Source organism: Streptomyces lydicus, from assembly GCF_001729485.1.
In the GTDB taxonomy this organism is placed as follows: Bacteria; Actinomycetota; Actinomycetes; order Streptomycetales; family Streptomycetaceae; genus Streptomyces; species Streptomyces lydicus_D.
The window spans coordinates 1,788,969-1,812,319 of record NZ_CP017157.1; the positions used below are offsets into that span (position 1 = coordinate 1,788,969).

The 23,351-nt window shown below is 74.5% G+C and carries 22 protein-coding genes, 1 other RNA gene and 1 pseudogene; 13 read left to right on the forward strand and 11 right to left on the reverse strand.

The genetic code is table 11. From position 1 onward, the window contains the following. Window positions 1–94: 94 nt before the first annotated feature. Entirely contained in the window at window positions 95–262 is a 168-nt protein-coding gene (locus SL103_RS37685) for a hypothetical protein (RefSeq protein WP_164492768.1), read from the reverse strand. 162 nt (window positions 263–424) lie between these two features. Then, entirely contained in the window at window positions 425–1,756 is a 1,332-nt protein-coding gene (locus SL103_RS07705; RefSeq protein WP_069567996.1) for a hypothetical protein, read from the reverse strand. Between the two features lie 311 nt (window positions 1,757–2,067). Between SL103_RS07705 and SL103_RS35805 the strand changes: the two genes are divergently transcribed. Genes SL103_RS35805 through SL103_RS07715 form a run of 3 tightly spaced genes read left to right on the forward strand, consistent with a single transcriptional unit; the run spans window position 2,068 to window position 4,880 of the window. Continuing rightward, entirely contained in the window at window positions 2,068–2,943 is an 876-nt protein-coding gene (locus SL103_RS35805; protein WP_079145619.1) for a Nif3-like dinuclear metal center hexameric protein, read from the forward strand. Beyond that, complete coding sequence (locus SL103_RS07710) at window positions 2,940–3,683, forward strand: zinc ribbon domain-containing protein (protein ID WP_208870024.1); 744 nt, start codon at window positions 2,940–2,942, stop codon at window positions 3,681–3,683. The genes SL103_RS35805 and SL103_RS07710 overlap by 4 nt, the downstream gene beginning before the upstream one ends. A gap of 3 nt (window positions 3,684–3,686) precedes the next feature. Next, window positions 3,687–4,880 carry a bifunctional RNase H/acid phosphatase gene (locus SL103_RS07715; RefSeq protein ID WP_069567998.1) on the forward strand — a complete coding sequence of 398 codons (1,194 nt, stop codon included), beginning with the start codon at window positions 3,687–3,689 and terminating at the stop codon, window positions 4,878–4,880. A 48-nt stretch (window positions 4,881–4,928) separates the two neighbouring features. Here SL103_RS07715 and eda read toward each other — a convergent pair whose 3' ends face one another. Further along, the gene (gene eda, locus SL103_RS07720) at window positions 4,929–5,594 is read right to left on the reverse strand and encodes a bifunctional 4-hydroxy-2-oxoglutarate aldolase/2-dehydro-3-deoxy-phosphogluconate aldolase (protein ID WP_069567999.1); all 666 of its coding nucleotides are present in this window, start codon (window positions 5,592–5,594) and stop codon (window positions 4,929–4,931) included. A 66-nt stretch (window positions 5,595–5,660) separates the two neighbouring features. Continuing rightward, window positions 5,661–6,458 carry a peroxide stress protein YaaA gene (yaaA, locus tag SL103_RS07725; RefSeq protein ID WP_069573512.1) on the reverse strand — a complete coding sequence of 266 codons (798 nt, stop codon included), beginning with the start codon at window positions 6,456–6,458 and terminating at the stop codon, window positions 5,661–5,663. A gap of 224 nt (window positions 6,459–6,682) precedes the next feature. Here yaaA and SL103_RS07730 point away from each other — a divergent pair, with 224 nt between their 5' ends. Next, entirely contained in the window at window positions 6,683–8,167 is a 1,485-nt protein-coding gene (locus SL103_RS07730) for an RNB domain-containing ribonuclease (RefSeq protein ID WP_069568000.1), read from the forward strand. Here the strand turns inward: SL103_RS07730 and SL103_RS07735 are convergent. Then, window positions 8,154–8,846 carry a hypothetical protein gene (locus SL103_RS07735; protein WP_069568001.1) on the reverse strand — a complete coding sequence of 231 codons (693 nt, stop codon included), beginning with the start codon at window positions 8,844–8,846 and terminating at the stop codon, window positions 8,154–8,156. The two genes, SL103_RS07730 and SL103_RS07735, sit on opposite strands and share 14 nt — an antisense overlap. Continuing rightward, on the reverse strand, window positions 8,843–9,652 hold the full coding sequence (locus SL103_RS07740; protein ID WP_069568002.1) for a MerR family transcriptional regulator: 810 nt from the start codon (window positions 9,650–9,652) through the stop codon (window positions 8,843–8,845). Before SL103_RS07740 ends, SL103_RS07735 begins: the two co-directional genes overlap by 4 nt. A gap of 76 nt (window positions 9,653–9,728) precedes the next feature. On the opposite strand from SL103_RS07740, the gene rnpB reads away from it, so the two are divergent. Next, window positions 9,729–10,130: RNase P RNA component class A (rnpB, locus tag SL103_RS07745), an RNA gene on the forward strand. Window positions 10,131–10,166: 36 nt separating this feature from the next. Here the strand turns inward: rnpB and SL103_RS37690 are convergent. Together SL103_RS37690 and SL103_RS07755 are read right to left on the reverse strand one after the other, a co-directional pair. Beyond that, window positions 10,167–10,391, reverse strand: coding sequence for a CD225/dispanin family protein (locus SL103_RS37690; protein ID WP_069568003.1), 225 nt, complete (start codon window positions 10,389–10,391; stop codon window positions 10,167–10,169). Between the two features lie 174 nt (window positions 10,392–10,565). Next, window positions 10,566–11,495, reverse strand: a complete 930-nt coding sequence (locus SL103_RS07755) for a TIR domain-containing protein (protein ID WP_079145621.1) — start codon at window positions 11,493–11,495, stop codon at window positions 10,566–10,568. Window positions 11,496–11,693: 198 nt separating this feature from the next. Here SL103_RS07755 and SL103_RS07760 point away from each other — a divergent pair, with 198 nt between their 5' ends. The 8 genes from SL103_RS07760 to SL103_RS07795 all read left to right on the forward strand — a co-directional run bounded on the left by SL103_RS07760 (window position 11,694) and on the right by SL103_RS07795 (window position 20,032). After that, window positions 11,694–13,493 (forward strand): DUF4231 domain-containing protein, encoded by a 1,800-nt coding sequence (locus tag SL103_RS07760; RefSeq protein WP_164492770.1) that lies wholly within the window; start codon window positions 11,694–11,696, stop codon window positions 13,491–13,493. Next, window positions 13,490–15,127, forward strand: coding sequence for a DUF4231 domain-containing protein (locus SL103_RS07765; RefSeq protein WP_069568006.1), 1,638 nt, complete (start codon window positions 13,490–13,492; stop codon window positions 15,125–15,127). The genes SL103_RS07760 and SL103_RS07765 overlap by 4 nt, the downstream gene beginning before the upstream one ends. Window positions 15,128–15,273: 146 nt before the next feature. After that, window positions 15,274–15,657: a hypothetical protein gene (locus SL103_RS07770; RefSeq protein WP_069568007.1), complete on the forward strand. Its 384-nt coding sequence runs from the start codon at window positions 15,274–15,276 to the stop codon at window positions 15,655–15,657. A 232-nt stretch (window positions 15,658–15,889) separates the two neighbouring features. Then, the gene (locus SL103_RS07775; protein WP_069568008.1) at window positions 15,890–16,372 is read left to right on the forward strand and encodes a hypothetical protein; all 483 of its coding nucleotides are present in this window, start codon (window positions 15,890–15,892) and stop codon (window positions 16,370–16,372) included. Beyond that, window positions 16,369–17,094 (forward strand): hypothetical protein, encoded by a 726-nt coding sequence (locus SL103_RS07780; protein WP_069568009.1) that lies wholly within the window; start codon window positions 16,369–16,371, stop codon window positions 17,092–17,094. Before SL103_RS07775 ends, SL103_RS07780 begins: the two co-directional genes overlap by 4 nt. A gap of 42 nt (window positions 17,095–17,136) precedes the next feature. Beyond that, complete coding sequence (locus SL103_RS07785) at window positions 17,137–18,039, forward strand: transporter substrate-binding domain-containing protein (protein ID WP_079145622.1); 903 nt, start codon at window positions 17,137–17,139, stop codon at window positions 18,037–18,039. Between the two features lie 133 nt (window positions 18,040–18,172). Further along, window positions 18,173–19,741, forward strand: a complete 1,569-nt coding sequence (locus tag SL103_RS07790; RefSeq protein ID WP_069568011.1) for a S53 family peptidase — start codon at window positions 18,173–18,175, stop codon at window positions 19,739–19,741. Between the two features lie 84 nt (window positions 19,742–19,825). Next, window positions 19,826–20,032 (forward strand): hypothetical protein, encoded by a 207-nt coding sequence (locus SL103_RS07795; protein ID WP_069568012.1) that lies wholly within the window; start codon window positions 19,826–19,828, stop codon window positions 20,030–20,032. 21 nt (window positions 20,033–20,053) lie between these two features. Here SL103_RS07795 and SL103_RS07800 read toward each other — a convergent pair whose 3' ends face one another. The 3 genes and pseudogenes from SL103_RS07800 to SL103_RS07810 all read right to left on the reverse strand — a co-directional run bounded on the left by SL103_RS07800 (window position 20,054) and on the right by SL103_RS07810 (window position 23,250). Beyond that, window positions 20,054–21,127 (reverse strand): trypsin-like serine peptidase, encoded by a 1,074-nt coding sequence (locus tag SL103_RS07800; RefSeq protein ID WP_432215343.1) that lies wholly within the window; start codon window positions 21,125–21,127, stop codon window positions 20,054–20,056. Window positions 21,128–21,303: 176 nt separating this feature from the next. Then, window positions 21,304–22,239, reverse strand: coding sequence for an SDR family oxidoreductase (locus SL103_RS07805; protein WP_079145623.1), 936 nt, complete (start codon window positions 22,237–22,239; stop codon window positions 21,304–21,306). A 90-nt stretch (window positions 22,240–22,329) separates the two neighbouring features. Further along, a pseudogene (locus tag SL103_RS07810) lies at window positions 22,330–23,250 on the reverse strand (DUF4429 domain-containing protein). Window positions 23,251–23,351: the final 101 nt, after the last annotated feature.

Sequence of the window (23,351 nt, forward strand, 5' to 3'; positions counted from 1 at the left end):
CAACGGCCGTGGCCGCCACACCGTCACCGGACGGTGTGGCGGCCACGGCCGTGTCGTCGCTGCTCCCGGCGGTCAGCGGCCGCCGGCGACGCTCCTAGGCGCCCTGCGGCTGCTTGTCACGGCGGTGCCGGCCGTGCGCGGCGGAGTCGGACTCCTCCGCGGCAGCCGGGCCACGGTGCCTGCCGGAGCTTGCGGCCTCGGCGGCCTGGGCGGATGCCTCCTGAGGGCGCGCCTGGGTCGTGTCGGTTCGGGCTTCGGACATGAAAAGAGTCACTCCGTCAGATCGCTTACAGCTTTACGCGTCAGGACCTCGCCCGACGGCCGCCAAGGCTGACCCGAGCGGCACTGGATCGGTGGCCGGTCAACCGGCTGCGCAGCCCCCACCCGAAAGTCTAACGGGGTCGAAAATCACGCTCCACCGGGTCTACCGGGCCGCCAGAGGCGCCTGCTGCAGGGGCACTGGCCTGCACATTCGAGGATGCGCGGAGGCGCGGCGCGGTTCCGTCGCGGCGGCCTTCGGATGTGCAGATGGTGTGGAGCGGTTGTCGATTTCCCCTGTATCCGGGACAATCCCCCCGCCGTGCGGGGTGCCTGCCCGGGAGGGACCGCCGCCCGGCCGCCCGGCCGCCCCCGTCGGCTCCGCGCGCCCGGCCGCCCCCGCCGGCTCCCGACGCCCCGCCGGGCCCGTCGGCCCTGCCGGCTCCCTGCGCGCCACCGGTGCCACCGGTGCCAGCGGTATGGCCATCCGTGCCACGCCGCACGGCTCCGCGTCCGTCGCGTACGGCAGCAGCAGGGTGCCGCCCGCCGTCCACAGGCCGGCGCCCGCGAGCCACCCGGCCGGGGCGGGCAGCTGCCGCAGTCCCCGCCCGGAGGGGCGCCAGACGCCCAGCCAGGTGCCGTGCGCCGCGTCCACCCGGAACGCCACCGCACAGCTCTCCGGGGCGAGCAGCTGGCCCGGCTGGACGGCGAACGGGGTCAGGGCGACGGGGTTCCCGGCGGCGAGGCCGGCCGGCCGCAGGCAGTCCGGGAAGCGCACCGGCAGGCTGCTCCCCAGGACGCCCCAGCCGAGCCGGTCGTGCCCGGGGGCGTCGGACCGGACCAGTAGCAGCCCGCTGTCCGGGTCGGCGAGCAGCAGCCGGTCGTTGCTCTCCGCGGTGATCTGGAGCAGCGGACCGGTCTCGCCGCCCCGCTCCAGGTCGACCACCACCGTCTTCGTCCGGCCGTCCAACTCCCGGTCCAGCGCGAGCAGTCGGCCGCCGCGGTCCAGCCAGGCGCCGCCCGTGCAGCGGCCCGGGACCTCGGCGATCCGCTCGGGCCCGTCCGCGCCGCCGTGCACCAGCCACAGGCCGGTGCGCTGCTCCCCGGGTGCCAGCGCGTAGCCGAGTCCGCCGCCGGGGGCGGGCGGCAGCAGGGTCAGTTCGGGCACCGCGACGGTGCCCAGCAGGAGTTCGCCGGTCCCGGGGCCCGTCGGGTAGAGCAGGGAGAGGGTGAAGCGGTCGGCGACCCGGCGCAGGATCAGGACCCGGCCGTCCGTGAGGGGCAGCAGTTCGCTGTCCGGCTCCTCGGGCTGGCTGCCCGGCAGCGGTACGGCGTACGGCTCGGGTCCGCCCAGCGTCCAGCGCTCCGGGAACCGGCTCCCGGCGGCGTCGTGGTGCCGGGCGAGCCGGGCGGCGTACGAGCCGTCGGCGGCGATCGTCAGCGCCGTGCGGCGCGGGCCGCCCGGCGCCGCGGTGTCCTCGTGGGCACACATCGTCATCGCGTGGTCACCTCCAGTTGGCACGAAGCTAGTTTTCGTACTTCCGGCCGATCAACGCGAGTTGCCGCACTTCACGCATAAGGGTGGCGAAGGCGCGGTTCCCCGGTGGCGGGTGGGGTGGCTGTGATGCGACCTTCAACGGTGGGCGGAGGTGACCCGGGTGACTTCGCCGGGGTAACCGCGGGGACGGCTCCGCGGCCGACCGCGCGCCGGTCGATCCGCGGGGCTTCCACGCCCCGGCGGGCCGGGGGAGCGGCCCACCCCGCCCGGGACCCCGCGCCCCGTCACACCTGGGGGGTAACCTTCCCTCCGTGCCCGTACTGTCTGAAGTCCTCACCGCGCTGGACGCCCTCTGGCCCCCCGAGCGGGCCGAAGGGTGGGATGCCGTCGGGACGGTCTGCGGCGACCCCGATGCCGAGGTCCGCCGTGTGCTGTTCGCCGTCGACCCGGTCCAGGAGATCGTCGACGAAGCGGTGCAGCTCGGCGCCGATCTCCTCGTCACCCACCACCCGCTCTATCTGCGCGGTACGACGACGGTCGCGGCCTCGACCTTCAAGGGTCGGGTCGTGCACACCCTCATCAAGCACGACATCGCCCTGCACGTCGCGCACACCAACGCCGACACCGCCGACCCCGGCGTCTCCGACGCCCTGGCGGGCGCCCTGGACCTGCGGATCCTCGGCCCGTTGGTGCCGGACCCGAGCGACCCGGAGGGCCGTCGCGGCCTCGGCCGGATCTGCGAGCTGCCGCACCCGATGACGCTCGCCGAGTTCGCGTCGTACGCCGCGGCCCGCCTGCCCGCCACCGCGCAGGGCATCCGTGCGGCCGGCGACCCGGAGCGGGAGATCCGCACCGTCGCGGTCTCCGGAGGCTCCGGCGACAGCCTCTTCGACGACGTGCGGGCCGCCGGTGCGGATGCCTTCCTCACCGCCGACCTGCGCCACCACCCGGCCTCCGAGGCCACCCAGCACACCGGTGGCAGCCCGTTGGCGCTGCTCGACGCCGCCCACTGGGCGACCGAATGGCCGTGGTGCGAACAGGCCGCGGCCCAGCTGGACGCGGTCTCCGACCGGCACGGCTGGGGACTGCGCACGCACGTCTCCCGTACGGTCACCGACCCCTGGACCGCCCACGCGGCGTCCACCCCCCTCTTCACCCCGACGCACACCACAGGAGCCCCCCGCTGAACGCCGCGCCCGCCGACCAGATCCGCCTTCTCGACGTCCAGGCACTCGACGTCCGGCTCACCCAGCTCGCGCACCGGCGCAACAACCTCCCGGAGCTGGCCGAGCTGCAGACCCTGGAGGCCGACCTCACCCAGCAGCGCGACCTGCTCGTCGCTGCGCAGACCGAGGAGAGCGACACCTCCCGCGAGCAGACCAAGGCCGAGCAGGACGTGGACCAGGTGCGCCAGCGCGCCGCCCGCGACCAGAAGCGCCTCGACTCCGGCGCCGTCACCTCCCCCAAGGACCTGGAGAACCTCCAGCACGAGATCGCCTCGCTGGCCAAGCGCCAGGGTGATCTGGAGGACGTCGTCCTGGAGGTCATGGAGCGTCGCGAGAGCGCCCAGGAGCGGGTCGCCGAGCTGACCGCCCGGGTGGAGGCCATCCAGGCCAAGGTCGACGACGCCGTCGCCCGCCGCAACGCCGCCACCAGCGAGATCGACGCCGAGGTCGGCACGGTCACCAAGGAGCGCGAGCTGACCGTCGGCGACATCCCGGCGGACCTGCTGAAGCTCTACGACCGCATCCGCGCCAAGGAGGGCGGCGTCGGCGCGGCCCGCCTCTACCAGCGTCGCTGCGAGGGCTGCCGCCTGGAGCTGAACATCACCGAGGTCAACGACGTCCGGGCGGCCGCCGCCGACGCCGTCGTACGGTGCGAGAACTGCGGCCGGATCCTGGTCCGGACGCCCGACTCGGGCCTGTAGGCCGTGCCGCGCACGCTGATCGTCGAGGCGGACGGCGGGTCCCGGGGCAACCCGGGGCCGGCCGGCTACGGCGCGGTCGTCCTCGACCCGGAGACGGGTGAGGCACTGGCCGAGGCCGCCGAGTTCCTCGGCACCGCGACCAACAACGTCGCGGAGTACAAGGGCCTGGTGGCCGGCCTGCGTGCGGCGCGCGCGCTCGATCCGGAGGCGCGCATCCAGGTGCGCATGGACTCCAAGCTGGTCGTCGAGCAGATGTCCGGGCGCTGGCAGATCAAGCACCCGGACATGAAGCCGCTGGCCGCCGAGGCCCGCGCGGTCTTCCCGCCCGGGCAGGTCAGCTACGAGTGGATCCCGCGGGCGCAGAACAAGCACGCCGACCGGCTCGCCAACGAGGCGATGGACGCCGGCAGGGACGGCAAGCAGTGGGAGCCGCGGAACTCCCGGGCGGCGCTCGACACGGCCGCCGCACCGGCCCGCAGCGCCGCCGCCCGGGCCGCCGACGAGGCCGCGGAGGCAGCCGAGGCGCCCGAGGTGGCCGAGGCGCCGGCCCCCGGCTGGGGCGCGCCCGACCTCGGTGCGCCGGCGACCTTCGTCCTGCTGCGGCACGGCGAGACCGCGCTGACGGCCCAGAAGCGGTTCTCCGGCAGCGGCGGCACCGACCCCGAACTCTCGCCCGCCGGCCGGCGCCAGGCCGAGGCGGCCGGCGCCGCGCTCGCCGCCCGGGGCACGATCCAGGCCGTCGTCAGCTCACCGCTGCGCCGCTGCCGGGAGACCGCCGAGGCGGTCGCGGCCCGGCTCGGTCTGGAGGTCCGCCTCGAAGAGGGCCTGCGCGAAACGGACTTCGGGGCCTGGGAGGGGCTGACCTTCGCCGAGGTGCGCGAACGCTTCCCCGACGACCTCGACGCCTGGCTCGCCTCGGCCGCGGTCGCGCCCACCGGGGGCGGCGAGTCCTTCGAAGCGGTCGCCCGCCGGGTCGCCGTCGCCCGCGACAAGCTCCTCGCCCGTCACACCGGCCGGACGGTGCTGGTGGTCACCCACGTCACGCCGATCAAGACGCTGGTCCGGCTGGCGCTGGGCGCCCCGCCCGAGTCGCTGTTCCGGATGGAGCTGTCCGCGGCCTCGCTGTCCGCGGTCGCGTACTACGCGGACGGCAACGCCTCACTGCGGCTGCTGAACGACACCTCGCACCTGCGCTGAGCGGGCGGAGCCCGGAGGGGGCCCCTCCGGGCCGGCGTCCACGTGCCGTCAGCTCCCCAGCGCCGCCGCCTCCTCGGCGAGCCGGCGCACCCGGTCCCAGTCCTTGGCGGCCAGCGCGTCGGCCGGCAGCATCCACGTCCCGCCCACGCAGGCCACGTTCGGCAGCGCCAGGTACGCGGGCGCGGACGCCAGGCCGATCCCGCCGGTCGGGCAGAAACGGGCCTGCGGCAGCGGCGCCGCCAGCGACTTCAGATAGGCCGTGCCGCCCGCCGCCTCCGCCGGGAAGAACTTCAGCTCGGTGACGCCCTCGTCCAGCAGCGTCACCACCTCCGAGGCCGTCGAGACGCCCGGCAGGAACGGCAGGCCGCACACCCGCATCGCGCGCAGCAGCCGCGGTGACCAGCCGGGGCTCACCAGGAACCGCGCGCCGGCCGCACCGGCCGCGTCGACGTGCTCGGGGGTGAGGACGGTGCCCGCCCCGACCACCGCCTCCGGGACCTCCTCGGCGATCGCCCGGATCGCGGCCGGCGCGGCGGGCGTCCGCAGCGTCACCTCGATCGCCGGCAGCCCGCCGGCGACCAGCGCCCGGGCGAGCGGTACGGCGTCGGCCGCGTCGTCCAGGACGACGACCGGGATGACGGGGGCGAGCCCGAGGACGGAGGGCTCGGCGGAAGCGGGCACGGGGGAGGAGGCGGCGCTAGTCACGCCGCCCATCGTGCGCCCTCGTGCCACTCTGCGCAACGCCCGTTGCGCATGCTGCAACGCCCTCGTGGGGTCCCTCTACAGCTCGGTCACGATCACATCCAGCGCCCACGGCTTGCCGCCCTTCGCCGGGGCCTGTGCCTCCACCGCGTACCCCAGCCCGCGCAGCGCCTCCACCAGCTCCGCCGGACCCGCCGGTGTCAGTCCCGCCGACAGCAGGTCCCGCACCATCCGCCCCTTGGTCGCCTTGTTGAAGTGGCTGACCACCGACCGCTTCTCCACCCCGTCCACGATCTTCGACTGCAGCACCCGCACCGTCGCGGTCCGCCCGGCGACCTCGCCCTTCGGCTTCCACGCCGTGGCGTACGCCGCCGAGCGCAGGTCCAGCACCAGCCCGTCGCCGGCCGCCGCCGGCAGCACCTCCGCCATCGGCGCCCGCCAGTACGCGCCCAGCGCGCCGAGCCCGGGCAGCTTCACCCCCATCGAGCAGCGGTACGAGGGGATCCGGTCGCCGATCCGTACGGCGCCCCACAGGCCCGAGAAGACCAGCAGCGACCGCTCGGCGAGCGTGCGGGCCCCGGCGTCCAGGGAGGCCAGGCCGAGCGCGTCGTAGAGCACCCCGGTGTAGATCTCACCGGCCGGCCGGGTCGCGGCGGTCCGCAGCCCCGCGTTCTTGGCGATCTCGCCCCGGAGACCGTCGCTGAGCCCGAGCACCTCCTGGGCCTTGGTCCCGTCCGCCGCGCACAGCTCGACCAGCTCCTCCAGCACCGTCCGGCGCGCCGCGGTCAGCCCCGGCAGCGACAGCCCGCCGAGCTCCAGCGGCGCTCCGGCCCCTTCCGCGGCCTTCCCTTCGGACGGCGGCAACAGCACGAGCACGGTGTTCTCCTTCACGGCGGTACGGGCGGGGATGCGGCCCCGCAAAAGCGTATGACCTCGGCCGGCCCCCCGTGGCCCCTGCCCGGCCCCCGGACCCCACCCACCGAGCCGTGGGCGCCGGGGGCGCCGCGCAACCCCCACCCACCGAGCCGTAGGCGCCCGGGGCGCTGCTTGACCGCCCACCCGCCGAGCCGTAGGCGCCAACCGGTCATACGCTCGGTTTCATGCCCCGTCTCCATATGCATGTGACCGACGCAGCCGATGCCCCGCTGCGTGCCGCGCTGCATGAGCTGCGCGGCACGCTGGAGATCCCGCACCACTTCCCGCCCACGGCGCAGGCCGAGGCGGAGAGCGCCGCGCGCGCCCCGCGGATCCCGGCCGCCGGTGGCGCGGTGTCGACCGAGCACACCCTGGAGGACGCCACCGACCTCCCCCTCTTCACCATCGACCCGCCCGGGGCGCTGGACCTCGACCAGGCGCTCTTCCTGTCGCGGCGCCCCGGGGGCGGCTACCGCGTCCACTACGCCATCGCCGACATCGCCTCCTTCGTGACGCCCGGCGGCGCGCTGGACGCCGAGGCGCACCACCGCGTGACGACGCTCTACTTCCCCGACGAGCGGGTCCCGCTGCACCCGTCCGTGCTGAGCGAGGGCGCCGCGAGCCTGCTGCCCGACCGGGACCGCCCGGCCGTCCTGTGGCAGCTCGACCTCGACGCGGAGGGCGCCCTGACCAGCACCTCCGTGCGCCGCGCCCTGGTCCGCTCGCGCGCCAAGCTCGACTACGCGGGCGTGCAGCGGGTCCTCGACGACGACACGGCCGAGGAGCCGCTGGCCCTGCTCCGCGAGATCGGGCTGCTGCGCGAGGAGCAGGAGGTCGCCCGGGGCGCGATCTCGCTCCAGGTCCCCGAGCAGGAGATCGTCGAGCGCGACGGCCGCTACACCCTCGCCTACCGCGCCCCGCTCCCGGCCTACGGCTGGAACGCGCAGATCTCCCTGCTCACCGGCATGGCCGCGGCGGAGCTGATGCTGGCCTCCGGCACCGGCGTCCTGCGTACCCTGCCGTCCGCCCCCGACGGCTCGGTCGCCCGGCTGCGGCTGACCGCCCGCGCCCTGGACATCGACTGGCCGCACCACACCTCGTACTCCGCGCTGATCCGCACCCTCGACCCGGACCGCGCCGACCACGCGGCGTTCCTGCAGGAGTGCACCGCCCTGCTGCGCGGCGCCGGCTACACCGTCTTCGACGGCAGCGCGCCACCACCCGCCGACGCGTTGCACGCCGCGGTCGCCGCGCCGTACACGCACGTCACCGCGCCGCTGCGGCGGCTCGTGGACCGCTACACCTCCGAGCTGTGCCTGGCCGCCTCGGCGGGCGCGGCGCCGCCCGCCTGGGTCCGCCGGGCCCTGCCGGCCCTGCCCCGCGAGATGGAGGCCGGCACCCAGCGCGCCAACCAGGTCGAGCGGGCCTGCGTCGACCTCGTCGAGGCGGCGCTGCTGCGCGACCGGGTCGGTGAGACCTTCGAGGCCCTGGTCGTCGACATCCAGGACAAGGACCCCACCCACGGGACCGTCCACCTCCACGACCCGGCCGTCATCGGGCCGGTCGAGACCGCTCCGGAGGGCCCCGCGCTGCCCCTGGGCCACCACATCCAGGTCCGCCTCGCCGAGGCCGAGCCGGGCCGCGCCGCGGTCCGCTTCACCCCGGCCTGACCACGCCTCGCCCGGGGCCCTCCGACACCGTCCGCTCCCGCTCCCCTTCCCCTTCCCCCTCCTGCTCCCGCTCCCGCATCCGGGCCCGTACGGCGGCCACCGCGCCCCGCGCGTCATCGGCGTGGAAGCGCACCGTACGCACCCGCTCGCACCGCCCCAGCAGCCGCACCACCTCGACCGGACCGGCCAGTTCGACGGTCACCGACGTCTGCCCGCCGACCGCCAGCTCCGCCACCCCGCCCGTGTCCGCACCCCGCCCTTTCGCCTGCTCCCTGGTGAACCGCAGGTCGTAGCGGACGGAGACGATCCGCTCCACCGGTATCCGCACCTCCGTCCGGCCCCCCTCCCGCAGCCGCAACTCGTCCGCGCCCAGCACATGCGGCCGGGTGACCGCCACCGCCTGGAAGCCCAGCACCATCAGCACCGCGTAGACGTCGACGAGGAGCAGCACCGTCCGCGCCACCGGAAGCCCGCCGAGCAGCACATGCAGCCCCACCGTCTCCACCGCGCACACGAACGCCAGCCCGTACACCAGCGCCGCCTGCGCCGCCGCGTACGGCAGGGCCCGCTCGCCCGGCGCCGTCCCGTCCCGCCGCCGCGTCACCCACCGCGCCAGGCTCGCCATCCACCGGCCCTCGTGCACCGCCAGCCGGCGCAGCGCCCCGCCCCCGCGGCTCACCGCGCACGCTCCGCGACCAGCTCGATCGCCCGGCGCAGCGCCTCGGCCTGCGCCGGCGCGAAGTGCGCGTAGTACGCCGCCATGAATCCCCCGTCCGCCTCCCGGCCGGCGTCGGCCGCCCGTGCCCAGTGCTCCCCGCCGAGTTCGGCGACGACCGAGTCCGGGATGCAGTCGGCGAGCGCCTGCGCGGCCCGTGGCACCCGTGGGTCGTCCGGCGCGGCCTCGGCCAGCGCGTCCAGCAGCCCGTACACCTCGTACGCCCGCTCCATCGCCCCCGGGGCCGAGGCGAGATCCCCGAGCAGCTCCGTCATCCGCCCGCCCGCCTCGTCGCCCGTCGACTCCAGCAGCGCCAGCATCTCCCGTTCCTGCGCCGCCATGGCGGGCTCGGGGCCGGGCCGCGTCGCCGACGTACGGGCCATCTCCCGGAACACCGCCGCGAGTTCGTCCGACACGGGCCCCTCCGCGGGCAGCCCGCCGTGCTCCTCCGCCTGACGGCGCAGCACGGCCAGCCGGGCCCGCCGCGCCCGGATCCCCTCCTCCTGGCGCGCCAGGTCCGCGTCCAGCTCGGCCAGCACCTCGTGCAGCTCACGCCCGGAGTCGTCGGCGAGCACGTCCCGCACCTCCTCCAGCCCGAGCCCCAGCTCCGTCAGCCGGCGCAGCCGCGCCAGCGCGACCGCGTCCCGCAGCCCGTACTCCCGGTAGCCGTTGGCGCGGCGTTCCGGCTCGGGCAGCAGTCCGACGTGGTGGTAGTGGCGTACGGCGCGGGTGGTGACGCCGACCAGGCCCGCGAGCTCACCGATTCTCATGCGGCCAGTAGAAACGTTGCCGCTGCGGCAAGGTCAAGTGCCGGTCGGGTGCCGGGTACGATGGGGCCACGGCGGACGAGCCGGCCGGACGGCCGCGTGGGGATCATGACGATCTCCCCGAGGAACGTCCGGGCTCCACAGGGCAAGGTGGTGGGTAACACCCACCCGGGGTGACCCGCGGGACAGTGCCACAGAAAGCAGACCGCCGGAGGCTTCGGCCTCCGGTAAGGGTGAAACGGTGGTGTAAGAGACCACCAGCCTCCGAGGTGACTCGGAGGGCTCGGTAAACCCCACCTGGAGCAAGGTCAAGAGGGGGCATCCCTGATGCCCCTGCGCGGACGATCGAGGGCTGCCCGCCCGAGTCCGCGGGTAGACCGCACGAGGCTGCCGGCAACGGCAGCCCTAGATGGATGGCCGTCTCCCCCCGGCCCGCAAGGACCGGGGGTGACAGAACCCGGCGTACAGGCCGACTCGTCCGCCGTCCTGGAGCCCCTGAGCGGTCAGGGTGCCGTCATCAGCCTGCCTTGATCACGAAAATCCAGAACAGGATGCCGACGCCGATGCCGATCAGGTTGATGATGCGGGCGGACCTCGACGCCTGGTTCGCGCCGTCCACGTCTCCGTACCGCCACCGCGTGTTGACCTGCGCCGAGTAGTACATCGCGATCGCTCCGAAGAGGAGCCAGAACAGCAGGAAGACGACGATCGACAGCGGCCAGTAGGTGGGGGGTTTGGCCACGGTGGTGCTCGGCCCTCCCCTGACGTGCGCCGAGGGGGGAGGCGTCTGGCGCACCGGGGGCACGTTGGGCGGGGGGTAGTTCCGGTTGCCGGAAGGGCCGGTGGAGCCGCTTCCGGCCCCGGCTGAGGGTCCTGGCGCGGTCATGGCGGTTGTCCCATCGTTCGGGGGTCGTGCTCAGAAATTCGGATCGTCGACGACCTTGCCGTGGTCGGATGCCTGCCGGGTCCAGCAGCCGTTCCAGAACCACCGCAGCTGGTGGCGTCTGGACGGGTCCGGGTACCAGCCGGGCGGCGGCGTCCGGCCCTGCCACGTCGGCCCCTCATCGGGGCCCTGCGGCGTGGCGGAGCCGGATACCGGGCCCGCCTCGGCGGGGCCCTCGTCGCCGGGCGGCGTCGCTTCCGAGGACTCCCCCCGTACGTCCTTCAGCAAGGGGTCGAGCAGTTGCCAGGTGGCATGGCAGAGGTCGCGGCGCTGTTGCAGTTCCCGCAGCAGCGTCACGACGGCTTGCCGCTCTCTTTCGAGGTCGAGGCGGAGACGCAGCTCGGTGATCAGATGGATCTGCTCCTCCAGCGAGAGCGCCGGTGCCCGCACCCGTTTTCGCAGGTCGCCCAGGTAACTGGAGGGCACGTCCGGGCGTTTGGGCATCGGATCGGGCAGCGGCGGGGCAGGGGGAAGGCCCGCGACGGCGCTGGCGAGCATGGCACCGGCCAACGGGCCGCCCCGGGTGAAGTCGACGAACTGCCGCGAACTGAGCTCGCTCGGCAGGATGTCGGGCGTGACGGCTTCGACCATGACGGGCAGCGGTGGCTTGCCGAGTGCGTCCGCGTACTCGCGTTCCCGCTCGGCGGGCACCGAGTCGAAGAGCTGGGGGGAAAGCACCACGACGATGCCGTCGCATGCCTCGATCTCCGCGAGAATCCGGTCCCACCACGGCTTTCCGCCCTCGGATTCGAGTTCGCGGTCCACCCAGGGGACGTGGTGCAGTGCTCGGAGCACCTCCACCAGATTCTGTACGGCTTCGCTGTCGGGGCGTGCGTACGAGACGAAAAGGCGACGTCCGCTCGGCGCTGCCTCTGGCGTTGTCGCTGTCATGGGCATCCCCATCAAGTGCGCCCAACGCTCCCTTCGATTTCAGGTTAGCCCCGCGCCCGCGGACCGGCACGGGGACGGTGCGGCAGCGCGCCGCGGTCATCCGGTCACCTTCGGGTGCGGCGTGAGGCGCTGATGCGGAAGGCGGAGCGGTCGGAGATCCTGGGAGGGGCGGCAGGCGCCGGACTCCGGAAGTTCTCCGAGGTGACCCGAATGACCTTCGGCTCCGACAACGGGAAGACCCCGGGAGGCCGGCCGCACGGCGACGTCGGAGCCGTCGTCGCCGTCGACCACCCCGGTGACCCCGCAGACGTGTTGTCCCCTCTGGGCCTGCCCCCGCCGCCCGGGAACCTCCCGGTTCTCCTGGTGAGCGGCGGAGCGGACGAACCCCGTTCGGGGGTGACGGGACAGTCGGCGGCAGCTCTGGGCGGAGCCGTCTTACAGGCCGTGGAAGCGAGCGGAGCGGCTCTGGTCGACGACGCCGCCGGTTCCGTGACCGCTGCTGCCCTGGCCGCCGCCCGCACCGGGGAATCGAGGCCGCCACGGGTCGTGCTCGGGGTGCGGGCGGGGTGCCGGGCAGACGGGGGAGGATCCGGAGAGGACGGTGCGGGGCCCGGGCCGGGCCGTTCACATGTCCTCGTGCTCGACGGCGCGGACAGCCGGGAAGCGGCCGCGTGGAAGCCGGTGGTGGCCACCTCCCTGGCAGCGGGAGCGCCGGTGGTGATGGTCCTGGCGGGCGGCGGGGCGGTCGCCCGGGCGGAACTGCTGACGGCGGTGCGCCGCGGGGTACCGGTCTTCGTCCTCGGCTGGTCCGGTGGGCTGGCCGGGCACCTCGCCGAGCACCGGCAGCCAGGCCGCCGGACGGGCCGGCACCGTCACCCGCTGCACCGGCCTCGCCGACCGGGCCCGCCGCGCCCGGTACCGGACGGGACGGCAGCGGCAGAGACGGAGGAAATCGTCCACCACGGCGACCTGCGCGTCCTCTCCGAGCACGACCCCCGCGCACTCGCCCGGCGCCTCGCCTGGGAACTGCAGGACGCGCCGCTGCTCAAGGCGGCCTGGCAGACGTTCGCCACGTACGACTACCTCGCCTCCCGCCTGCGCCGGGCCTTCCAGCGCCTGCAGGCGCTGATCCTGGCCCTCGGTGTCTTCGCCACGCTCATCGCGCTGATCGACGCGGAGATCGGCGGCAGGAGGCTGCACTGGGTCGTGGTCGCGGCACCGGCGGTCGTCTCGGTCCTCATCGCCTGGTCCAGCCGGCACGCCCGCGGACCGCGCTGGATCGCCCTCCGCGCCGCGGCGGAGGAGGTGAAGGCCGAGATATACCTCCACCGGACGCTGGAGGACGCCGACAACTCCCCGCAGGGCGGCGGAAACCCGTCCGGCGACCGGGGCCGCCAACTGCTCAGGAGACTCGCCGCCATCGAAGGCAGGCTCGTCAGGACCAACGCGGCCACGGCTCCCCTCACCCCGTACGACGGTCCGCTGCCGCCTCCGGTGCGCGGCGGCGGGAACACCGACGACGGCCTGAGCCCCCTGACCGCCGCACGCTACGTCGAGCTCCGGCTGAAGGGTCAAGTGGCCTACTACCACTCCCGCGTCCGGCATCTGCACCGTGTGCGGAGTCTGCTGGAAGCGCTGGCGATCTCTGCCGGCGCGGCGGGAACGCTTCTCGCGTCCGTCGGGGTCGACCCCTGGATCGGGTTCACCACCGGCCTGTCGACCGCTGCCCTGGCTGCCCTGGGCTACCTCCAGGCCGACAACATCATCATGGCGTACAACCGGGCGGCCGGCGATCTGGAGGTGCTGCAACAGGGCTGGGAGGCGCGCAGCCCCGAGGAGCAGGGCGAGGGCTCCCTCCTCGCGCTGGTCATGAAGACGGAGGCGGTCCTGCACGGTGAACGCGCCAGGTGGGTGCACCAGATGAGCGAGGTCTTGCAGGAACTCAGGGAAAGGCAGGAGCTGGAGGTCAAGAAGCCGGTACCGCACGGCGGTTCGCGGGGCCGGCCGTGAACCCGGAGTCGCCGGCCGCCGCACGCATCACCGCCGGTGAGGGGCGGTTGCCCTTCGTCCTCCGCGTGGGCGTGACCGGTCACCGCCGGCTCGACCACCCCGACGACCTCCTGCCGGCGATCCACGAGGCGGTCCGCGGGCTGGTCGCACGCCTGCTCGGCGCCAAGGCGCCGCTGCCGCCGCTGCGCGTCCTCTCCGCGCTCGCGGAGGGCGCCGACCGCCTGGCCGCCCGCGAACTGCTGACCAGGCCCGGAGCCACGCTGGAGGCGGTGCTGCCGCTGCCCCCGGAGGACTACCTGCGCGATTTCGGCAGCGCGGAGTCCAGGGCCGCCTTCCGCGCCCTCCTCGGCCGGTCGGCGGCCACCTGGCAGGCACCTCCGAGCGCGTCGAGGGAGGAGGCGTACGAGCGGGCCGGCCGTCGGATCGTGGACCGGTCCGACGTGGTGGTGGCCTTCTGGGACGGCCGCCCCGCCCGGGGCCGGGGCGGCACCGCGACCGTCGTGCGCTACGCCGAGGACCGGGGTGTCCCACTGGCGTGGATCCGGACGGCGGGTGATCCGGGACCGGAGTACCGGCTGGACGACGTCCGTGCCCGCGGCATGAGAGCGGCCGCGTTCGAGTTCCGCCGGTACAACGCGATGAGGGTGGGGGACTTCGCGCGCCGGGTGAGCGCCGAGCGGGACCGCCTCAGGCCCGGGCCCGGTGACCGGTCGGCCGCTGTCGCGCACGCCCACGAGGTCGTGGCGGACTGGATCGTCCCCTCCTTCGTCCGGGCGGACACCCTGGCATCCCGCCTGCACCGGCAGTTCCGCCTGATGAGCGCGGCGATCTTCCTGATGGCGGCGGCAGCCGTGGTCGCCGTCGCCACCCAGGTCACCTTCCTGCCCAGGCACGACTGGATCACCGCGGTGGAGGTGGTGCTGCTCGCCTTCCTGCTCGTCCTGCCGGCCGTGAACCACCGACGCCGGGTGCTCGACCGCTGGATCTCGTACCGGTTCCTGGCCGAGCGCTTGCGGTCCGAGTACTTCTTCGCGCTCTGCGGAACCCGGAGCCACCGGGTGCGCCCCGGCAGCGGCAGCCAGTTCTTCGACCCGTCGGAGGCATGGGTCCGACGTGCCGTGATGGAGGTGGTCGCCTGCCGTCCGGCCGTGCGGTTGGCGCCGTCGGACGTTGCCCCGCTCAAGCAGTACCTGAGCCGGTACTGGATCCGCTCCCAGATCGACTATCACCGAAGGGCCGCTCGGCGGCAGGGGGCTTGGGAAACCCGGCTCTATCTCGTCACCAGCATCATCTTCGGCATCACCCTGGTCGCCGCCGTCCTGCACATGGTGGGCACCGGTCAGGACGCGGACCGCGACTCGGCCTGGGGGCTGCTCCTCATCGTGCTGTCGATCGGCATGCCGACCCTCGGCGCCGCCGTCCACGGGATCCGGACCCAGGCGCAGTTCCGGCAGCACTGCCAGCGCTACCGACGGATGGCCCAGCTGCTGGCGGACCTCGAAACGACGTTGCAGGAGGCCCGCACCCTGGAGCGGATCCGCGAGGTCGTGATCGAGACCGAACGCGTCATGAGGGAGGAGACCAGTGCCTGGTTCGGAGTCATGCGCTTCCACGACATCGAGCTGATCTCCTGAGCCGTAGGCCCCGCCGAACGGCAGGCCGGCCCCGGTGACGCCTCCCGGGGCCGGTGGCGGGGGCGCCCGGAGCGGGGCGTGTCCCTGCGTGGGGGATGTCGTTCTCATCGTAAAAGCTCATGTCCGCACCTTCTTAAGGAGTCTTGATGCGACGAGTCCTCACGGCGGCCGCTACCGCCGCAGCCGCCCTGATGGGGTCGGTCGGTGCCGCCCAGGCCGTGGAGCTGCCGAAGGCGCCGGACGTGGGCGGGCTGTCGGCCGTCGACACCGGTGGCGCGGGCGAGGCGGCGGGGGGCGCCGCGGAGACGGCCGGCCGGGCGACGGGGGCGGTGGCGGAGACGGCCGGTGGTGCGGTGGGAGCCGCGGCGCCGGTTGCCGGGGCGGCCACGGGTGCGGCCGCACCCGCCGTCGGACAGGGTGCGGGCTCGGCCGCGGAGATCCTGGGGGAGGCGGCGGAGCCGGGTGCCGAAGGCGGGCTGCCGGCCGGCGGCCCGGGCGTGCTTCCGCTGCCGGGTGCGAGCCTGTCGTAGTCGGTCGCACCTTTCCCGGCCTCGCGTCGCCCCTCGCCGTAGGGGCGGGCGGGGCCTTTTCGCGAGGTGGGGGCGGGGTGGGCGGTGCACCGTGCGCCTCTCGGACCGCTGGTGGGAAAACCGGCCCGAAACCCCCCATTGGTATGGGCGTGATTCACCCTCAACATGGGTAACACGCCTTTCCTGTAAGGGTGTTGCGGCGTTATGCCCGTGACCATGAGGGGGAGGCCGGATGTCCGACCTGGCGACCGTTTCCGCGGAGATCGCGCCCTATCTCGCGCTGGCCGCGAACAGCCTGGGCACGTCCGTCGTCACCGCTGCCCAGCAGCGGATCGCCGAGCGCACCGTGACCGCCGGCGAGGGTTTCTTCCGGCGGCTGCTGCGCCGCGGGGACGACGCCGACGGCGGTCTCGACGGCGGTGCCGGTCAGCCGCTCCTCGACGCCGACCGCGCGGATGCCCTCGACGGGCTGCTCGCGTCCCTCACCGACCAGGAGCGGCAGGTGCTGTCCGCCGCGGTGACGTCCTGGCTGCGGGCGCCCGCAGCCAGGCGGGACGCACCGCACCTCCTGGACCAGGTCACCCGGCTCGCCTCGTTCGCGGGCGGGTCCACCGTCCACAACACGCCGACCGCGACCGGGCAGGGCTCCATCGCGGCCGTCGAGATCCACGGCGACATCCACATGGGCGGGTCGGGCGGGCAGGGCGGGGCATGAGCCGCGCAGGCGGGGGCGGCGACGTCCACAACAGCCCGACGACGCACGGCGATCACTCCATCGCGGCCAACGACATCCGGAACGTGATCATCCGTTGGGTGCTGCACCCCAGCGCGCGCTGGTTGCCGCTGCTGCTGGCCTGCGCCGCCGTCGTGGCCGCCGGGGCGCGGTGGCCGGACGGGCCGGCCCGGCAGTACGTCCTGTGGGGCGTCCTCACCGGCCTCTCGCTGCTCGCGGCCGCCGCCCGGGTCCTCGACCGGCGCCCCCGTGACGCCCTGGTGGTCGGTGTCCTGTCGCTGGTCTCCGTGCTGGCGACGGTCGGCGGCTGGCTGACGTTCCAACAGGTCGTGGCGCACGGCGAGATCGATGTCACCGGGCAGGTGCGGAGCGAGGGCCGGCAGCCGCTGGACGACGGGGCCCACCGCACGCTCACCCTCCGTCTCGACGCGCCCGCCCTCGCGGAACCGCGCGACGCCCTGCGGCTGACGCTGGCCATCGCCGACCACGACCCGGCCGGCCCGACCTGCCTGCCGGACACCCGCGCCACCCTCTCGCTGCTCACCTCCGGCGCCGCCCAGCCCACGGAGGTCCGCCCCGGCGGCACCGCCGACTTCTCGCTCGGGGCGCGGGCCGGCGCCGTACGCATCGGGGTGGTGCTGCACACCGCCCGGGGCTGCCGGATGGACGTACGGGCGACGGGCGCGGTGCTGCACGACAGATAACCGGAAGCAGGACGCCGGGCAGCCGGCGGGAACGGGGGAGAGATGATCACAGGAGCCGCACGCACCTCGCGCAGGAGGCGCCGTGCCCGCCCGCGCCGCGCGCTCGTGGCCGCGGCGCTGGCCACGCTCGCCGCGTCGGCCGCCGCCTGCGGCACGGCGGAGCCGCCGTCGCTCTTCGCGTCCGGCAAGGTCTCGGTCGGCGCGAAGAACGACCAGCCGGGGACGGGCGTGGTCCACACCTACAAGTTCTCCGGGTTCGACATCACCGTCGCGCGGCAGATCCTCGCGTCCGTCGGTGCCGAGCCGGACTTCGGGATCGTGCCGTCCGAGGACCGCAGCGCGGTCCTCACCGGGAAGAAGAAGGACCTGGTCGTGGCGACGTTCTCGATCACCGTCGACCGGATGAAGGAGCTGGACTTCGCGGGCCCGTACGCCTCGACGTACCAGGGCATCCTGGTGCGCCGGAACGACCACCGGATCCGCAAACCGGACGACCTCTACGGCAAGCGCGTCTGCACCTGGCCGGGGACCACCTCGGCGACCACGCTGGAGGGCCCGCAGTACAACCGGATCGCGGTATACGAGCGGCCCGACGCCTCCAGCTGCCTGGCTGATCTCAAGGTCAAGAAGGTCGCCGACGCGGTCTCCACCGACCAGATGATCCTGTACGGCTTCACCCAGGAGAACCCCGACCTGCGGGTCGTCCCCGACATCACCTACGGCTCCGCCAACCACTACGGCATCGCCATGAACAAGGGGCACCGCAAGGACTGTCTGCGGCTGCGCGACGCGCTGCGCGAGTACGTCGGCAGCAACACCTGGAGCCACGACTTCTCGACCTCGCTGTGGTCCATCCCGAAGGCCGACCCCACCTGGGAGACCGACTACCGGCCGCGCGAGGAGACCATCGACGCGCTCTCCTGCCGGGACCGGCCCGGCGCCTGACGCCGATAGGGGAGCAGGAGACCCCGTTGCCGACGGTCCGGCTCCCGGCGAGGGCGAGGCTCTACGCCCGGCCGGGCCCGCACTGGCGGCCTCGACATGCGGGCGGAGCGTTACCGGGCCGATACTTTGTGCTATGAATGAGCAATTTGTCCCCATTCCTGGCAGTGAACGCTCGGCGGCGCCCCAGGCGCGCACCGGCGGCCCCCTCCCCGCGTCGGCGCCCGTCGAGGCCACCATCGTGCTGCGGCGCCGCGCGGAGGTGCCCCACGAGCTGGTGACCGGGCCCGAGACCATCCCGCAGCCCGAGCTGGCGGAGCGGTACGGCGCCGAGCCGGCCGACGCCGACCGCGTGCGCGACGTCCTGGAGGGTCGCTTCGGCGTGCGGGTGACCGACGTCGACCTGGCGTCCCGGCAGATGCGGGTGGCGGGCACCGCGGAGCAGATGACCGCGGCGTTCCGCACCGAACTCTCCCGGGCGGCCAGCCCCGACCCGTTCGGCGGCGCACCCGTCGAACACCGGCACCGCGAGGGCGCGCTGGAGGTGCCCGCGGAGCTGGACGGCCTGATCGTGGCGGTGCTCGGCCTGGACGACCGGCCGCAGGCCCGCCCCCATCTGCGGCGCGCCCAGGCCGAGGCCCGCCAGATCTCCTACAAGCCGAACGAACTCGCGAACGTGTACCACTTCCCGCCCGGGACCGACGGCAGCGGCCAGGTCGTGGCCCTGCTCGAACTCGGCGGCGGCTACCACCAGGAGGAACTCGACACGTACTTCCGGTCCCTCGGTGTGCCGACGCCGCGGGTGACCCCGGTGAACGTCGGGACCGGCCGCAACCACCCCGGCGAGGACGCGGACGACGAGGTGCTGCTGGACATCGAGGTCCTCGGCGCGCTGGCGCCCGGCGCCCAGCAGAAGGTGTACTTCGCCCCCAACACCGACCAGGGCTTCGTCGCCGCGGTGAGCAAGGCCGTGCACGACACCCCCACGCCCGCCGCGCTGAGCATCAGCTGGGGCTCGGCGGAGATCCACTGGACCGAGCAGGCCCGTGCCGTGTTCGACGAGGCGCTGGCCGACGCCGCGGCGCTCGGTGTGACGGTCTGCGTGGCGGCCGGGGACGACGGCAGCGACGACGGCGTCCACGACGGCCGGGCGCACACCGACTTCCCGGCGTCCAGCCCGCACGCCCTGGCCTGCGGCGGCACCAGACTGGACGCCGACCCCGCCACCGGTGAGGTGCGCAGTGAACGGGTGTGGGGCGGTGGCAACGGCGGCGGCGCCACCGGCGGCGGCGTCAGCATGGCCTTCGGCCTCCCGGTCTGGCAGAACGCGGCCGGTGTCCCGCACAACGGCAGCGGCCCCGGGCGCGGCGTGCCGGACGTCTCGGGCGTCGCCGACCCGGCCACCGGCTACGAGGTGCTGGTCAACGGGCGGCGCACGGTCGTCGGCGGCACCAGCGCGGTCGCGCCCCTCTGGGCGGCGCTGACCTGCCGGCTGGTGGAGGCGCTCGGCCGTCCGCTCGGCATGCTCCACCCGCTGCTGTACTCCGGCGTGACGCCCGGCCACACCTCGCGGGGTTTCCGGGAGATCAACGACGGCAGCAACGGCGCCTTCCGGGCCGCGCCTGGCTGGGACGCCTGCACCGGCCTGGGAGTCCCGGACGGTGTCGAACTGCTCGCGTCGCTGCGGGAGTTGACCTCCCGCTGAGGCCCGTCCCCGGGCCGGGCCCCCACCCGGCGCCCAGTACCCTCAGGTGGATTTCCTTCGCATGGGCGTACGGGTGGGGGCGGCGTGCTCAAGCACTACTACCGATTGGTGTACTGGAAGCGGCGGATCGGCCGCGCGCTGGGGAGCGGCCGCCGGGGACCCCGGCGCCGGCCCCGGCTCGCCCCGCACCTCCAGCCGTTCCTGGTGTTCGGCGCGCTGGTGGCGATCGCCGTCGTGGCGTCCGCGCTGGCCGGGGCGGGCTACGACGACTTCGGTGCGGCCCGGCCGTGACCGGCGGCTCGTCCGCCCGCGTCAGGACGCCTGGGCCTTGTCGTACAGGGCCTTGGCGTCCTCGCCGAAGTACGGCCCGAACATCGTGTTCGGGAGGAACTGGTAGCCGAAGCTGTTGACCGAGGACTGCAGCCCGGTGCCGGTCTTCTCGTCGAACGAGGTGAACCACGGGCCGCCGCTGGAGCCGCCGGTCATGTTGCAGGCCAGGCCGTGGTCGTTGGAGAACAGCGGGTCCTTGAGGGTGGTGCCGCTGCAGTAGATCAGCTTGGTGCCGTCGTACGGCGCCGCGGCGGGGAAACCGAAGGCGTACATGGCCTTGTTGTAGCCGGAGTTGAAGGACAGCCCCTGGCCGCCGACGACGTCGGTGAGCTTCTTGCCGTCGAGCGGGGCGACGACCGCCGCGCCCACGTCGTAGTTGATGTCCTCGCTCGCCGTCCACTGCGGGGTGGACAGCGTGGAGGAGGCCGCCCACTTGCCGTACGGGGCCTGGCCGTCGTGGTAGCCGGGAACGAAGACCCAGTTGGTGTGCCAGGCGCCCTGCAGCTTCACGCAGTGCCCCGCGGTGAGCACCGTGCTCTTGTTGCCGCTGGTCACCGCGTCGCCCGAGCAGGAGGCGGTGCGGCCCTGATAGGTGAAGAACACCCGCCCGGTGGTCGTGGTGACCGCGCCCTGGCCGGTCCAGGGCCCGCCGGCCTGCGGGAGGACGCCGGCCGACGGCGCGGCCGGCGCGGGTATGTCCGGGAGCCGGGGGAGCCGCGGGAGGGTGGGCGGCACCGTCAGCGGGGCGCCGTGCGGGACCGCGCCGCCGGCGCGACGAGCGGCGGACGCGCCGGGCCCGTTCGCCGGGGCGGCGAGGTCCAGCGGGGTGGCGGCCCGCATCCGGTCCGCGGTCCAGAAGGCGTCGAGGGCGGCGCGCGGGGCGGGGGAGCGGTGCCCGCCGTGCGGGGCGGCGGCGCCGGCCGGGCCGGTGGGGAGCAGCAGGGCGAGCAGGGTGCCGGCGGCCGTCAGGGTGCCGAGGGCGGCCCGGGACCCGGCCCCGGTGCGCGCCTTCGCCGTGCCGTCAACGGCGGATATGCCACGAGCGGTTCGTCTCACGCGTAACTCCTTCTGCGGGGGCCGCGCGCGGCATGGCGCACGCGGCCGCGGGGGACGGGGCCGCGCGACCGCGGCCCGGCAGACGAGTGGTGCGGATCCGAGGCAAGGGTGCCACCGGAAGCGGCAGGAGGGCAGGGGGCGTACCGGGATCGGTGGCCCGGGAGCCCCTGTCGAGGTCAACCCCGGCCGATGTACGGCATGTTCGTCGCCAGCACGGTCGCGAACTGCACATTGGCCTCCAGCGGCAGCTCGGCCATGTGGACGACCGTGCGCGCGACATCGGCGGCGTCCATCACCGGCTCGCTCGCCATCTGCCCGTTCGCCTGCAGGATCCCGCTCTGCATCCGGCCGGTCATCTCGGTCGCCGCGTTGCCGATGTCGATCTGGCCGCAGGCGATCCGGTACGGACGGCCGTCCAGGGACAGCGACTTGGTCAGGCCGGTCACCGCGTGCTTGGTGGCGGTGTACGCGATGGAGTGCGGCCGCGGCGCGTGTGCGGAGATCGACCCGTTGTTGATGATCCGTCCGCCCTGCGGGTCCTGGTCCTTCATGACGCGGAACGCCGCCTGGGCGCACAGGAACGCACCGGTGAGGTTCACGTCCACCACCGCGCGCCAGTCCTCGTGGCCCAACTCCTCCAGCGGCCCCGCCTTGCCGAACGTGCCGGCGTTGTTGAACAGCACGTCGAGCCGGCCGAAGCGGTCCCGCACGGCGGCGAAGAGCGCGTCGACCTGCTCGGGGCGGGTCACATCGGTCGGCACCGTCAGCACCGCGGGGCTGTCGGGGCGGGTGAGGCCCATCAGGCGGGAGGTCTCCGCCAGCGCCTCGGCGCGCCGGCCGGCCAGCGCCAGCGTCCAGCCGGCCTCGGCCAGGGCCCGGGCCACCGCCCGTCCGATGCCGGAACCGGCGCCGGTGACCAGGGCCACCTTGCGGGGCGCCGCCCCGCCCTGCCGGGCCTCCTGCGGCGCCGCGGCCGTCTGCGCGCTCTGCCCGGCCCGGGACGCGGGAGCCGGCAGCGTCGGCCGGGTCGCGGTCGCGGCCCCGCCCACCTGCCCGGCCCGCGCCGTCGGGGATGCCTGTGCCGCCCGTGCCCGCTCTGTGTTCTGTGCCATGGCGGCAGCGTAAACGCCGCACCCGGAGCAGACCGGGCGGCCGGGGCGCGTCTCGCGGATCGGACCTGCCGGGGCCGGTCCGACGCACCGTCAGGGGGCCTCGAAGCGCCGCAGGACGGCGGCCTTGGTGGCGGTGAACTCGTCCTCGGTCAGGATGCCCTCACGGTGCAGCGTGCCCAGTTCGCGCAGCCGGCGCAGCAGGGCGTCGTGGTCCTCGACGGGGGCGGCATCCGGCCCGGCGGCGGGGAGTGCCCCGGGGTCCGCGGGCGGTGCGGGGGCGGCCGGGGCGTCCGCGGTCGTCGTCCCGGCGGCCGGGTGCGGCAGCCGCGCCGTCACCGCGGCCGCCAGCAGCGCGGTGGTGCCGCTCTCCTTCTTGAAGCCCCACAGTTCGATGGAGTTGGGGTCGTGCTCGGGCCGGGGACGGTCGGCGGTGTGGCGCGTACGGAAGCGGAGGTAGCCGGACTCCAGGCCCTTGGCGGCCCGCCACTCCACCGCGGCCAGATCGGCCAGCGCGAACTCCCGGGGGCCGTGATTCCGCTTGATCTCGCCGGTGTTCCAGCGTCACTCCAGCGACACCCGTTCGCCGTCGAAGGCGGCCACCCCGTCGACCCCGGCGGCGGTCAGCGGTACGGCCGGGCCGGGCAGCAGATAGCGGTCGCAGGGCCCGTCCGGTATCTGCTCCAGCAACAGGGCCTGCCGCACCGCGTCGACGAAGTACGCGGCGACGTCGACCCGCGCGGTGTCCACCGCCACCTGGTACGGGTTCGCGTCGTCCGGCAGGCTGCCGCCGGTGACCAGCAGGAGCGGGTCGGCGCCGTCGCGCAGCCGCAGGCGTAACCGGCCGCCCTTGCGGGCCGGTTCGTGGGCGATGCCGGCCAGCGCGGTCAGCGGCACCGTGAACTCGCCCAGGTCCTGGCGGAGTTTGTGCACCCCGCGCTCCCGCCCGGGCACGATGCGCACGCCTTCCCCGTCGAAGCTCCAGGTGCCGTCGCGCCCCATCAGTTCAGTCATGGGCCGGATCCTACGGAGCCGGGCCCGGTGCCGCGATTGTCCGGGCGCGTCCGATGCGGGTCCAAGCATCATCCCGCGGTCACGCACGCGTCGTACCCGGG